The organism is Staphylococcus hyicus (genome assembly GCF_000816085.1).
In the GTDB taxonomy this organism is placed as follows: Bacteria; Bacillota; Bacilli; order Staphylococcales; family Staphylococcaceae; genus Staphylococcus; species Staphylococcus hyicus.
The window spans coordinates 570,315-584,235 of record NZ_CP008747.1; the positions used below are offsets into that span (position 1 = coordinate 570,315).

At 35.6% G+C, this 13,921-nt stretch carries 13 protein-coding genes; 9 read left to right on the plus strand and 4 right to left on the minus strand.

The window, feature by feature from the left end; translation table 11 throughout:
- The first annotated feature begins 16 nt into the window (after positions 1-16).
- From nreA to SHYC_RS02420, 4 genes are all read left to right on the plus strand, one after another.
- Entirely contained in the window at positions 17-478 is a 462-nt protein-coding gene (gene nreA, locus SHYC_RS02405; protein WP_039644211.1) for a nitrate respiration regulation accessory nitrate sensor NreA, read from the plus strand.
- Positions 478-1,560 (plus strand): sensor histidine kinase, encoded by a 1,083-nt coding sequence (locus SHYC_RS02410; RefSeq protein ID WP_039644212.1) that lies wholly within the window; start codon positions 478-480, stop codon positions 1,558-1,560. The genes nreA and SHYC_RS02410 overlap by 1 nt, the downstream gene beginning before the upstream one ends.
- Positions 1,538-2,188: a nitrate respiration regulation response regulator NreC gene (gene nreC, locus SHYC_RS02415; protein ID WP_037566539.1), complete on the plus strand. Its 651-nt coding sequence runs from the start codon at positions 1,538-1,540 to the stop codon at positions 2,186-2,188. The genes SHYC_RS02410 and nreC overlap by 23 nt, the downstream gene beginning before the upstream one ends.
- A gap of 265 nt (positions 2,189-2,453) precedes the next feature.
- On the plus strand, positions 2,454-3,614 hold the full coding sequence (locus SHYC_RS02420; RefSeq protein ID WP_039644214.1) for a nitrate/nitrite transporter: 1,161 nt from the start codon (positions 2,454-2,456) through the stop codon (positions 3,612-3,614).
- Positions 3,615-3,771: 157 nt separating this feature from the next.
- On the opposite strand, the gene SHYC_RS02425 is transcribed toward SHYC_RS02420, so the two are convergent.
- On the minus strand, positions 3,772-5,373 hold the full coding sequence (locus SHYC_RS02425) for a M20/M25/M40 family metallo-hydrolase (RefSeq protein ID WP_039644215.1): 1,602 nt from the start codon (positions 5,371-5,373) through the stop codon (positions 3,772-3,774).
- 199 nt (positions 5,374-5,572) lie between these two features.
- Between SHYC_RS02425 and SHYC_RS02430 the strand changes: the two genes are divergently transcribed.
- From SHYC_RS02430 to SHYC_RS02440, 3 genes are all read left to right on the plus strand, one after another.
- Complete coding sequence (locus SHYC_RS02430) at positions 5,573-5,929, plus strand: DUF3139 domain-containing protein (RefSeq protein WP_039644217.1); 357 nt, start codon at positions 5,573-5,575, stop codon at positions 5,927-5,929.
- 185 nt (positions 5,930-6,114) lie between these two features.
- Complete coding sequence (locus tag SHYC_RS02435) at positions 6,115-7,188, plus strand: M42 family metallopeptidase (RefSeq protein WP_039644220.1); 1,074 nt, start codon at positions 6,115-6,117, stop codon at positions 7,186-7,188.
- A gap of 157 nt (positions 7,189-7,345) precedes the next feature.
- Entirely contained in the window at positions 7,346-8,248 is a 903-nt protein-coding gene (locus SHYC_RS02440) for an EamA family transporter (protein WP_039644222.1), read from the plus strand.
- 227 nt (positions 8,249-8,475) lie between these two features.
- On the opposite strand, the gene SHYC_RS02445 is transcribed toward SHYC_RS02440, so the two are convergent.
- A complete protein-coding gene (locus SHYC_RS02445; protein ID WP_039644224.1) occupies positions 8,476-8,820 on the minus strand; it encodes a DUF4889 domain-containing protein in 345 nt (114 codons plus the stop codon).
- Positions 8,821-9,016: 196 nt separating this feature from the next.
- On the opposite strand from SHYC_RS02445, the gene SHYC_RS02450 reads away from it, so the two are divergent.
- Together SHYC_RS02450 and SHYC_RS02455 are read left to right on the plus strand one after the other, a co-directional pair.
- A complete protein-coding gene (locus tag SHYC_RS02450; protein WP_039647504.1) occupies positions 9,017-9,235 on the plus strand; it encodes a YozE family protein in 219 nt (72 codons plus the stop codon).
- Between the two features lie 186 nt (positions 9,236-9,421).
- Positions 9,422-10,627: a CynX/NimT family MFS transporter gene (locus SHYC_RS02455; RefSeq protein ID WP_039644226.1), complete on the plus strand. Its 1,206-nt coding sequence runs from the start codon at positions 9,422-9,424 to the stop codon at positions 10,625-10,627.
- Positions 10,628-10,672: 45 nt separating this feature from the next.
- Here SHYC_RS02455 and galU read toward each other — a convergent pair whose 3' ends face one another.
- Together galU and SHYC_RS02465 are read right to left on the minus strand one after the other, a co-directional pair.
- Positions 10,673-11,560, minus strand: a complete 888-nt coding sequence (galU, locus tag SHYC_RS02460) for a UTP--glucose-1-phosphate uridylyltransferase GalU (protein WP_039644228.1) — start codon at positions 11,558-11,560, stop codon at positions 10,673-10,675.
- A gap of 88 nt (positions 11,561-11,648) precedes the next feature.
- The gene (locus SHYC_RS02465) at positions 11,649-13,775 is read right to left on the minus strand and encodes a helix-turn-helix domain-containing protein (RefSeq protein WP_039644230.1); all 2,127 of its coding nucleotides are present in this window, start codon (positions 13,773-13,775) and stop codon (positions 11,649-11,651) included.
- Positions 13,776-13,921 lie beyond the last annotated feature (146 nt).

The window sequence follows — 13,921 nt, forward strand, 5'->3', positions numbered from 1 at the left end:
AGATGGGGTGATGACCGTGGACCCAATTGATTTTTCAAAACATGATTATCAATCGGAGCTTGAAGTGTTGCGACTTCGCTTTGGCTTTGATTTTGCAGGACTTGCATTACCTACAGAAGATCATGTCGGTATGAAAATCAAATGGCGTTACGTGTCAGGTAATCTGAATAATAGATATCAACGCATCGTTCTCCGTAATGGACGTGGCATTGCCGGTACTGTGATGAAAACAGGAAAGCCAATGACTATTGCTGATACAAACCAAGAAGAAATACAACAATCATTATTTAATTTTCCAATACTCTTGAGTGAGCAGTTGACTGCACTTGTAGCAATACCGCTTTGGCACAATCATCGTGTCAAAGGGGTCTTGTTATTTGGTCAGAGAAACGGAAAACCCTTACCTAATAAGACACGCGACGTCATTAATATTAAAGGAATTGGTTCATTAACAAGCGAAGACAGGGTGATATTATAATGAAATCTAAAACGAAACCGTATGTTTTAAATGAGTTATTGTTATCACATTATGAAAATACAACTGAAATGATTCTCTTTATTGATCGTGCTGGGGATGTTATTTTTATGAACAATGCTGCAAAGCGTGTGCTTTCAGATGATAATAATTTACAAGCAGTAACATCAAATACGATATGTGGGCGTTGTGAAGGGTATACGACAGAACATGCGTTAAAAACGTGTTACAATTGTTTTTTAGAAACACAAGAAATGGGGAATTCTACCTTTCAAGTGTTCATGAAAACACGTGAGAATAAAGTGGAACCTTTTACTGCAATGTATCAAACTATAGATAAAGAGCAAGATATTAAAGTATTTACACTTCAAAATGTGACACAACAACTCGAACGTCATGAAAAGCTTCATCAACGACATATGATTCAAAAAACCATTGCAGCACAAGAAAATGAACGAAAGCGTATATCACGTGAACTTCATGATGGTGTCGTTCAAGAACTGATTAACGTCAATGTAGAAATGCGCCTACTTAAATACCAACAAAATATGGAAAGTATGATTAAACAATCGCATAATATTGAAGGGTTAATGGCGAAGTTAATTGATGACATACGGAATTTATCTTCAGAATTAAGACCGTCATCATTAGATGATCTTGGTTTAGATGCCGCATTTAAGACATACTTTAAACAGCTTGAAAACAATTACGGATTAATGGTGAATTACCACTTCGATATGCCGCCGCAACGCTTTGATAGTGAGATTGAAACAGTTGTATACCGTGTCGTGCAAGAAGCGGTATTTAATGCTATGAAATATGCGGATGTAGATGTTGTAGATGTCAACGTTCGAAAAGATAAAAATCGTTTATTTGCTGAAGTATCAGACCAAGGTGTGGGATTTGATCCTAAAGACCATCCTAAAGGCTCTGGTTTAGGCTTATATGGTATGAATGAACGCGCTGAACTTGTTAATGGTAAACTAGATATTAAAACAGAAAAAGGGAAAGGTACTCTAGTCACTTTAGAAGTGCCTATTGAGCAAATTGGGGGCGTTGAGCTTGAAAATCGTAATAGCAGATGATCACGCAGTGGTACGAACTGGCTTTTCTATGATTTTAAATTTTCAAGAAGATATGGAAGTTGTAGGAACAGCTGCTGATGGTGTAGAAGCTTATCAAATGGTCATGAAATACGAACCTGATGTTTTGATTATGGATTTAAGCATGCCGCCTGGAGAATCAGGTTTAATCGCGACGAGTAAAATTTTAGATAGCTTTCCTAAGACAAAAATATTAATCCTTACAATGTATGATGATGAGGAATATTTATTCCATGTGTTACGAAGTGGCGCGAGTGGTTATATTTTAAAAAATGCGCCTGATGAGCAGTTATTACTCGCAATACGTACGGTTTATAAAGGTGAAACATTTATTGATCCGAAGATGACAACATCACTTGTTAAAGAATTTGTCCATTCTTCTGATGATGCTTCATACTCAAATGACCCGTTCAAAGTGTTATCTAAGCGAGAACTTGAAATATTACCACTTATTGCTAAAGGCTACGGTAATAAAGATATTGCTGAAAAATTATTTGTTTCCGTGAAGACAGTTGAAGCACATAAAACACGTATTATGGACAAATTAAACTTAAAATCTAAACCAGAACTCGTAGAATATGCGTTAAAGAAAAAGTTATTAGATTTTTAGAATAAACGTTAGAAGTCTTGATTAAGATTTCTGACGTTTTTTTATGATTGTTGACTTTGTATAAATGAATAAAAAATAATGTTAAAATGCTAACTTTTTTAGGGGAAGCACCCATATGTGTATAGGGGAAGTCCTTATGTTATTAATTTCACAAGCACGTTACACTATGTATGAATTAGTAAACACGTATTAAAATGAAAGACAATGGAAAAAGGTCTATACGTTTTGGTACACAATGAAATTTAAAGAAAAAGGGTGAAAGAGAATGAATAAGTCAAAAGGCGGTCTTCAACTCGGGTTACAAACATTAAGCCTTGTAGCTGGGTTTATGGTGTGGAGTATCATCGCACCTCTCATGCCATTTATTTCACAAGATATTAAAATCTCAAGTGGACAGTTATCAATCATCTTAGCGATTCCTGTTATTTTAGGTTCAGTCCTTCGTGTACCATTTGGATATTTAACAAACATTGTAGGTGCAAAATGGGTATTTTTTACGAGTTTCATTGTACTAATGATACCAGTGTTTTTATTAAGTCAAGCGGCATCTCCTGGAGCTTTGATGTTTGCAGGCTTCTTTTTAGGAGTGGGCGGTGCAATTTTCTCAGTAGGTGTAACATCGATTCCTAAATATTTTTCTAAAGATAAAGTTGGTTTAGCAAATGGTATTTACGGTATGGGGAACTTAGGAACAGCAGTTTCTGCATTCCTAGCACCACCTATTGCGGGTGTGATTGGATGGCAATCCACTATTAAATTATACCTTATTGTAATGGCTGTCTTTGCGATTGTTATGTTCTTCTTAGGAGACAATAAAGAACCAAAAGTGAAAGTACCACTCGTTGAACAATCACGTAAGCTGATGGCGAACTACAAATTATATTACTTGAGTTTTTGGTATTTCATTACGTTTGGTGCCTTTGTGGCTTTCGGTTTATTCTTACCTAACTATTTAGTGACGCATTTCGGTATTGATAAAGTAGATGCTGGAATTAGAACCGGTGTATTTATTGCCTTAGCAACATTCTTACGTCCGGTAGGGGGAATGTTAGGAGATAAGTTTAACGCAGTAACGATGTTGAAAATTTTCTTCTCTATTATGATTGTAGGATCATTCTTATTAGGAGTTTCTCATAATATTTTCTTCTTCACACTTGGCTGTTTAACAGTAAGTGTATGTGCAGGTATTGGAAATGGACTCATCTTCAAACTTGTGCCACATTACTTTACAACCGAAGCGGGTGTGGCAAACGGCATCGTTTCCATGATGGGAGGTCTCGGTGGTTTCTTTCCACCACTTGTCATTTCAGCGGTAACGGGAATGACAGGAACAAGCCATTTAGCCTTTATATTATTAAGTGTCTTCGGTATTATTGCATTAATCACTATGATGAATTTATCAAAACGTGAAAAAAACGTAGCATAAACAATGTTTAGCGCTAGAACTACATTAATAGGTTCTAGCGCTAATTTTATTTGCGCTATTGAAAGTTATGGGTGCGTCATAGGCACTATGACGGAAACGATAGTGGGCGATATTCCCATCATCGATAGCATCATGTTTTATGTCAATGCAACAATATTTAGGATAAGAAGTGGGTATTAATGATACTTTCTAAGACCACGGGCAACTCAACAAACGCACTTTGTTTATGGATGCGCTCAGTAACTTTATGTGCATCTTTACCAATGGGGCCACAGTTTATTAATGGTGCTTGAATGGCCTCAATATCTTTAAAAGGGATTTTATATGTTCGATTAAATACGGGTGTTTGTTGTTCAAATGCTTCAAAACCCGAACCGTTTGGTGAAGGTGCGACATAACTTAAATCACTAATGCCATTAAAATAATGTATACGTTCTGAACTTCGATTAAACGTTTCTTTAAATGTTTTACAAATTGTCTGCCCTACAGCTTCTATCATTGGATGAAATGATGCGTTCGTAGCTGGATAATAGGGTGGTGTAAAGAATGTCACGACAGTTGGGCCTAAATCACGACACATATTCATCAGCATATCCACTATCGTAATCGATTGCGTGTGCGGTGCTGAATCTTGTGCGATGACATCATCAATCATTTGTTGAACGGTACTTTCATCATGAATATGCACCGCATGTTGATAGAGTTCTTCATAGGTCATGAACTTTATGTCGATATCAAATGCAATGTCTTCTGCATTAATCCGTGTTTCGTAAATTTCCATCCCCTTTAGCACACCTTTTTTAACAGCAGAGTTAAACCTATCGTAAATGTCATTCGCATTACTTCTGAATAAAAATAAATTAAACAACGCCACAGTACGAAATGGTGTTTGGACGTCATAATAATCCTTAATATCAGTCACTTTTAAACTTACAGGCATCGGCGTTTGTTCACCTTCAAAATGCTCTTTAAAATTTAAACTGTACTCGATTTCTTGAATAATGAAACTCATTAAGAAGTTTGAACTTAAGCCGTTCGAAGGGGTTCCGACGTGTGTTTCGCGACCATAAACCAATACACTTGGCATAATTTTGCCAATGGATCCTGTGTAATAATAGTGATTGTCATCATCTTGTGCTTGTTGGAATGTTGGTTCACTATTTAAGTGTAAAGCCATTTTGAGTTGATGCTGTTCACGAAGGGTATTCACATGTTCTACTGCAGCATGCATCCCTTTTGAGGTTACTTCTTCATCCGGTACTGTCATTAAAATTAAATTGACATCCCATTGTTCAATACTAGCTTTTTCAATAAGTGCCATATGTAGCATCAAACCAGGTTTCATATCCATAGCACCGCGACCAAAAAGATAATCACCTGATTCTAAATCAGCGCGGCTGACATCACCTAAATAAGTGGTATCTTTACGAAATGCCGCTGTTAATTGATCCATATCAAAGGCTTGTCCTTGGAATGGACCATAATCATCGATTCCAACAGTATCATAGTGACTGATCAGTGTCACAGTCTCTTTTGCATTTGGTGCTTGATAAAATGCCACAACAGCATGGCGTTTATCTTTTGTAGACACCAGTTGTATATGCTTAGGGTGTGCTTTAAAGTAATCTAAAGTCATTAGCTCATCTTGAATCATATATGGAAATTCTAATTCACCTGTAGAGTGTGTCACACTTGAATGTGCAACAAGTTGTTTAAGTAAAGCTTCTCTATCAGCAGCAGTTTGCCATCTCATATTCATTTTTAAATCCCCCTTGTTGAATAACAGTAAATATATCATTCAATTGTTATTGTAAAGGGTTTCATATCTTAAAGACAATAACTATTTTTGAATGATTGGCTTTATGAAATTTATGTGACGTCATCAATCTGACTATCGCTAACGAATAAAACTGTGATACTATAAGCGTAATGACTCTGTAGAGAAAGTTGGATTATCAATGGCGAAGAAAATTTTGGGTTTTGTATTAATAGCCGTGCTTTTATTCGTTCTTGTCGCAGCAGGGTTCTTTGCATATAAAGGATACCAAAAAAGTCAAAATTATAAATTGATTGATCAATATCTGACTGAAAAGCATTTAAAATCAAAAATTATTGACGAAAAAAGTGATTACGATCAACGTAAAGGTATTTTTTACAAAGAAATCCGTTTAAAAGGTGATGAGAAGAATATTTATATCGCCCAACCCATACATTTAAAGCGTGGTTTATTCTTGCAAGGTTTCGATGCTAAAACGAAAAAGCACGATAAAAAAGCAAAATATAACTTTTTTGATGAAAATTACAAAATGAAATAAGATAGTGAAAAACTCGGACAACGTAAAGATGTTCGAGTTTTATTGTGTCATAGAAGTCTAGTTATGGTCACGCTCACCGTGTCTTATGATTGTGACTTTAATCGTTTAACGTAAGTATGAACCGAGTAAGGTGTTATATGTTTTTGATATAATAGGATTAAATGTATTGAAAGGGGTTAAAATTTATGAAAGATACAAAACAATTATTGAAACAACTAACAGATATTGATGGTATAGCGGGACATGAATATGATGTTAAGCATGCGATGCGCGACTTATTAGAACCTAATAGTGATGAAATGATTTATGATAATCTTGGTGGTGTGTTTGGCAAAAAGCATGCAGACTCAGGTAATAAGACAATCATGATTGCTGGTCATATGGATGAAGTAGGTTTCATGGTAACAAAAATTGATGACCATGGATACATAAAATTTACACCAGTTGGTGGTTGGTGGAACCAAGTGATGCTTTCTCAAAAAGTAACCATAACGACGGATCAAGGGGATAAAATTAGAGGGGTGATTGGTTCAAAGCCACCGCATGTCTTAGGTGCAGAAGAACGTAAAAATCCTGTGAAAATTGAAAACATGTTTATCGATATCGGAGCGAAAGATAAAAAAGAGGCAGAAGCTACAGGTATTGAAATAGGGAATATGATTACACCTTATTCCGAATTTGAAACGCTAGTAAACGATAATTACATGACTGCAAAAGCCTTTGACAATCGTTATGGGTGTGCGTTAGCGGTAGATGTTTTAGATGAATTAAAAGATACTGCTGTCAATGTAAATGTTGTTGCGGGTGCAAATGTGCAAGAAGAGGTTGGACTACGAGGTGCGAAAGTAGCAGCACATAAAATTAAGCCGGACTTAGCCATTGCAGTGGATGTTTGTCTTGCATATGATTCGCCAGGTATGGAAAAAGATGGCGATGTTAAACTTGGACAAGGACCAGCAGTGATTGCATTAGACGGGTCTAATATCGGTCATGTTGGATTCATACGCCATGTAAAAAAAGTTGCAAAAGACCATAATATTGCACTTCAATTTGATACCATGCCTGGAGGCGGAACAGATGCCGGGAATATCCATACTTCATTAGACGGTATACCGTCAATTTGTATTTCTGTTCCTTTACGTTATATGCATTCAAATGTATCTGTTTTACACCAAGGTGATTATCAACAAGCCGTTAAACTTGTAACTGAAGTAGTGAAAGCATTAAACGATGAGACGGTAGAAAACATTATGTGGTAAGGTTAATACAAAGCAGTGATTGTTTTTAATTACAAAATGGAAGTACACGACAATGACATTTTTAGTCGTGTGCTTTCTTTTTTGTACAAATTATGATTGTCATTTAACTTGAATTCATGTTAGATTTATTGCAATACATAGTAGTAAAGGAGGGCTTTTGATGCAACATACTCAGAAACGATGGATAGGATATTTGTTGGTTATCATTGGCGCATCGTTTTGGGGTGTAGGGGGTACTGTCTCACAATGGCTCTTTCAACATGCACACTTGCAAGTGGGCTGGTTTGTAGCCGTACGCTTAATCATCTCAGGGGTATTATTAATCGCAATCGCTTTTATTACCCAAGGCCCAAAGGTGTTTGTAATATGGTGGGATAAACGTGCAGCATTTCAAATTGTGATTTATGGTGTTTTAGGGATGTTGGCGGTGCAATTTACGTTTATGTCATCCATTAGTCATGGTAATGCCGCGGTAGCCACTTTGTTACAATATTTGGGTCCAATTTTTATGATATTCTATCTTGTTTTAACAAAAGTGACGACATTTGGTCGAAAAGAAGCCATTGCCATCATATTAGCCCTCGTCGGCTCATTTTTACTTTTAACCAATGGCCACGTGTCAAATTTACAAGTACCTAAAGCTGCAATAATATGGGGCTTGTTGTCTGCAATCGCTTTAGCATTCTATACGATTTATCCAGTGAAATTACTTGCGAGATGGGGTTCTTTAAATGTTGTGGGTTGGGCCATGCTGATTGGTGGTATTGCATTGAGTTTCATTCATCCACCTTGGCAAGTACATCTATCGTCATGGACGGTAGAGACACATATCTTGTTTTGGTTTGCGATAATTTTTGGAACAATGCTTGCCTTTTGGTTTTATATTGATAGCTTACATTATTTATACCCTCATGAAGCAGGGTTATTAGGGACAATTGAGCCATTAATGGCCCTATTAACATCGGTGGTATGGCTTCAAATTGGCTTTGGTTATTGGCAACTTGCCGGCGTGGTATGTATCATCGCCATGGTGGTTGTTTTATCGATTATGAAAAAATGATAGTGTAATATCCGTTACAATATGTGTAAGTAGGCGTCATGAAGGCGCTTACTTTTTCAAATCACGTGGGGAGCATTTAAGGGGATGAACAGTCATTTTATGAAAAATGAGTGAAGGCTATTAAATGTAAAAGCAGTGTATCGATATCAAGTTGTCAAAGAGAAAATAAAAAGAGCAGAAGGAACATCTAAAGTTCTCATCTGCTCTTTCAGATATATGTTTAATGATTAATGATGCATTTTCATATCGTGAATTTTCATCATTAAGCCATGTGGAACATCATCGTGTGATACGACTTCTTTTTTAACATAGTCATGTTTATCACCTTTGTTTGCCACGAGTTTAACAAAGTCACCTTTTTTAGGTTGAAAATCATGATCTGTAGGAATCTTTACATTTTCTTCGATTGATTTATCAGATTCACTTATTACTTTTTCTGCAGTCGTGTGATCTTTCATGTAACCGTAATATGTTTCTTTTTGACCAGACATCATAATTGCAACAATAACAATGATAGTGGCAACGACCATTAGTCCAATTAAAATAAAACCAAGCGTTTGTTTATTTTTCATGTTAAGTAAAGCTCCTTTTACATAATATAATGCTATTGTAATAGATTATGATAGAAATCAAAAGGGGGAGATATATTGACAAAATTGTGACGGCATTTTAAATTATAAATGATAATAAATTGTAATAAAAATTTTATTGAAAAGTGGTTGGAAAGTGATAAAATGTGAGGTAGCTCATAGTGTAAGAGGTGATGATATGAGCTTTTATGACTTTATGTTAGCATTTCATGGAGATGAAACCCCATTAGGAGAATTGGCAACGTTCTTAATGAATGATAACGATTTTCCACGGGATTTAATACATCCAAACGATATACTAGCATATTTTCATAAGGAGACCACCGTGGATAATAACATAATTGAGACGGTCAAACGAGCGTTACAATTATATGCCAATTCCAAAGGGTTATTATAATGGTGGTAAGGCGAGTTGATTGAAACTTGCCTTCACCCTTACATATCTTGACATGACACGGAAGTAGGCTTTAGCTTACTTCTGTGTTTTTATATGTGCGCATCCACCTCACATTATGACATATGCATTGTCGTAAACATCCTATGTTAAAATAATAATGCAATGTTGGCATCGGGAGGGATGAGGATGGCGAAACAAACATCGATTAAAATTCAAGAACAATGGCTATTGGTCGTCGGGATTGTATTCATAGCCTCAACGTTAAGAGCGCCTTTGACGGCTGTTGGTCCTGTCATTCACCAAATTAAGATAGACTTACATATTAATGATATGGTTGCAGGCTTAATCACAACGATTCCTTTAGTCATTTTTGGGGTGATTTCCATATGGGTGACACGTTTTATAACGCGCTACGATATGTCGAGGATTTTATTTATTGCAGTTATGGCTACAATCGCAGGTATGTTTATCCGTACAGTGGGAGGCATGGTTCCTTTTTTTGTCGGTACAACTGTATTAGGTGTCGCCATCGCATTTTGTAATGTGACACTTCCAGCATTTGCCAAAAATCATTTTCCGTTGCAAATTGGATTGATAACAGGTATATATAGTGCAACGATGAACTTAACAGCAGGGCTTGGAGGTGGCTTCAGTTTTCCATTATCAACAGTCAGTACACTCGATTATCGCCTCTCATTATCATTTTGGATATTATTTGGCGTGATCGCTATATTATGTTGGTTACCACAGCTCAAAAGTCAGACCGAGCCCATAACGCGTCCGCAACAAACATCTCCAGTATACAACATCGTTAAATCCAGATTAGCTTGGGCTGTCGCCATTTTGATGGCATTTCAATCAATGACGTTCTATTGTATTGTTGCATGGTACCCCTCAATTCTTATTAGTAAAGGAATTGCGCCAGATATAGCTGGTTATATGTTGATGCTCAATCAGTTTGCACAATTACCGATGACATTTACTTTTCCGATTATTGCATCCAAAATGCGCAATCAACGTCGTTTAATTCATATTATTACAGCGTTGTTTGGACTGGGATTCACACTATTGTGGAGCCATCAATTTTGGATCATATTATTTGCGATGATCTTTTCGGGAATGGCTGTAGGGGCTTGTTTTAGTTTGTGTATGACGCTTTTTTCAATCCGTGCCAAAACGACAACTGGCAGCATGCAGTTATCGGGATTTGGGCAAACTGTAGGCTATTTAATTGCTGCAATCGGCCCGTTTTTGATGGGAACAATCCATGAGTGGACGAATGCATGGTCTATAGCAATAAGCATGTTTATAGGTATGACGATGATTATATTTATCGCAGGTCATTATGCAACGACGACAGCGGTGATAGAAGATGAACTTATAAAAAAATAGAGCGTGTGGGATGGGGTTCCCTTGAGACTCCCTATTCCCACACGCTTATTTAGTTAGTGAAGACGGCTGTTCTAATAATGATTGTATATAATGTGTGATTTCATCTTTCATGGTAGGGTCGTTTAACGCGAAATGTAATGTGGTTTTTACAAATCCGATTTTTTCGCCAACATCATATCGCGTGCCATCGAATTCATATGCAAAAACTTGATCATCTTGGTTTAAACGTTCAATCGCATCCGTTAATTGAATTTCACCACCAGCACCCACATCTTGTGTATCTAAGTAATTAAAAATTTCAGGTGTTAAAACATAACGTCCCATAATCGCGAGGTTAGAGGGGGCTGTACCTATTGCAGGCTTTTCAATAAATTGTTTTACTTCATAGCGACGTCCGTCTTTAGATTGTGGTTCAACAATGCCATATCTGTGCGTCTCTTCAAAAGGTACTTCTTGAACACCAATAACGGATTTTTGCGTCTTTTCATATTGCTCAATGAGTTGCTGAATGGCCGGTGTTTCTGATTGAACAATGTCGTCTCCAAGTAATACCGCAAAAGGTTCATTTCCAAAGAATTGACGTGCCGTCCAAATAGCATGACCAAGTCCTTTTTGTTCTTTTTGACGTACATAGAAAATATTCGCTAAGTCCGTAGAGTGTTGTACTTTCTCTAATAAGTCCATTTTTCCTTTTTCTTTTAATGTTGATTCTAACTCTTTTTGATTGTCAAAATGATCTTCAATCGCCCGTTTATGTTTTCCAGTGACGATAATGATATCTTCAATTCCTGCACGAGACGCTTCTTCAACAATATATTGAATGGTTGGGGTATCAAGAATAGGCAACATCTCTTTCGGCATCGCCTTTGTTGCAGGTAAAAAACGTGTCCCTAGACCCGCAGCTGGGATGATCGCTTTCTTTATTTTTGACATAAAAAAATAGCCTCCTAGCTCAATCTTTGTCATTTCTTTTATTATAGTACAAATTAAGAAGAAATACTAAAGTGAGCTAGAAGGGATATTAATTTAAATCATTTAATAGTGATGTAGAAGTTTTATAGATTTGCAGTGATTTGATTTGTGTGGCCTTAACGTCGATGTCTAAAGGACCTTTACTAAAATCATGAATTAAGATGTGTTGTCTTAAATGGAGTGTATTTTTAACATCTTGGATATGTTGGCTCGGTATAAAAGTGTTTGCATCAAATTGAATTAAGTTACGTGCATTCATCGTTTCATCATCATATGTACGTACGATAACAAGATGTTTGTCACGAATTAAGTCACTTGAGATTTGATAATGGTGCCATACTTCTGGGACCTCAATCATTTTATCCGAATCATCTGTTAAAAGTAAAATATCATAATAATCATCGGTTTGTTTTACAATCGCATGTTTTTGTTTTTTAACATAGTGCTGCATGAATGGACGCAATAAATCAGAGATGAAAGGTAACATAGTGTTCAAATGTCGCGCGTTAACATAACAGAATGTGGAGTCATGTCGTGCGTTCAAAGGGATATTTATCGCATGAAATGACGGTGTCAAATGTGTTAAAAAATAAAGCCATGCATGAGGTGAATGCATCATATGCGCGTGATGATAGTGTTCAAAAATATTAGGTGACAAACCAATTAAAGAAAAGGAAAGGTGCTGATCTTTAACAACATGAGACATCACCAAATTTTGCCAGTACTTTATAATATGTTGATTAACACGTATGGATGGATGTGAATCTTCAGTATCTACATAACTTGAAATATCAATGACATAACCTGAAATTGTTGTTTTTAAGTGTTGAGATTGTTGAATATAATGGTTAATGTTACGCTTTGTATCATGTGGCATTAATAGTTCGAATGCACATGAATTAAAAACATGTTGAAAGCGCTCAGATAGATAATCTATATCTTTAAGCGTTAAACTTTTAAAGTCAAAAATGATATTGACATTAGGAAGTATAGATTTTAGTGCAGGTATGACACGTGTTATCTTTTTAATATGATTTAAAAAGTTAGTTTCTAACACGTCGTAATCATATAACGAAGTGATTTTGAAACTGAAATGTAAATGATAGCGATGCATAAAACGTATCATTTGTTCAAGTGTACACCCTGTATGATGTGTTAATTTAACATTCAAACTATCTTCAAAATATAAATAATGACACTGTTGACGTAAGACATCATTGAAAGCGTTAAAAAAGTGTTCATGTGCAAACATTTCATCTAAATACGTTAGCGTTAATCGGACATGCGGTAACTTAAATAATGATGGTGGCGTTACTGCATCCAAATCTACTTTGAAGGTTACGCCGCTTTGATCTTCAGCAACGTTTTGATTTAATTGTTGAAAGATTTTTGAACTATTATGATGGACAATAATCTTCGTATCAATTTGTAAATGATGTTTTTTATATGTGTAAGGACTCATACCAATATAACTTTTAAATTGTTTAGAATAATTACTGTAATTAGAAAAACCATAACTTTGAGCGATGTCATAAATAGAGTAATTATTCCATAATAAGTGAGGCAGGGATAAGCTAAGCTTCAGGGTAACGGTGTAGCTTTTGAAATTGAACCCTAATTGTTCGTTAAATAAAATAGAGATATATGATGATGAAACAAAAAATGAGCGTGCTAAATCTTGAAGCGTAATTTTATGTTCAATATCTTTATGTATAATGTTCAAGACGTTAGCGAACATGTCGGAATCTACTTGCATTTTGGGCATATAAATCCCTTCGCAAGGGGTATAACATTCTTTCAATAGCATTTGAATCATTGTATGTAGGGTTTTATATTGTTGTTCTTCACCATGATGGATGATTAAAGATTGAATACAATCCCGTAATTGTTCATGCGAATATAATTTCGTATCATCAAAATAACCATTAATAAAATTAGGCTGTGTCTCTATTAATATATGGAGGGGGATAGTGATTTTAATAAGCGCTTGTGCATGATGTATTTTTATGAGGTCACTGTGGTTGACGATGGCAACCTGATAATATAACTCTTTATTTAAACCATTATGTTGAATTTTTAATTTTCCATCGAGAGAGAAATACATTTCCACAGCATTAAAACAACGATAAGATTCAGTATGAAATTGTTCTAATAATTCAATATGAACATCTTGCATGGATGAAACCTCACTTACTAAAAATTTATATGTCGTAATGGTATGAAGGAAACTCAGTGATAAATAATTAGTATTATAGAACTAAATATAATAAGCAACAATATTTTCCGTTTTATTTTAATTTTTTAATTACTTTTTGATATTAT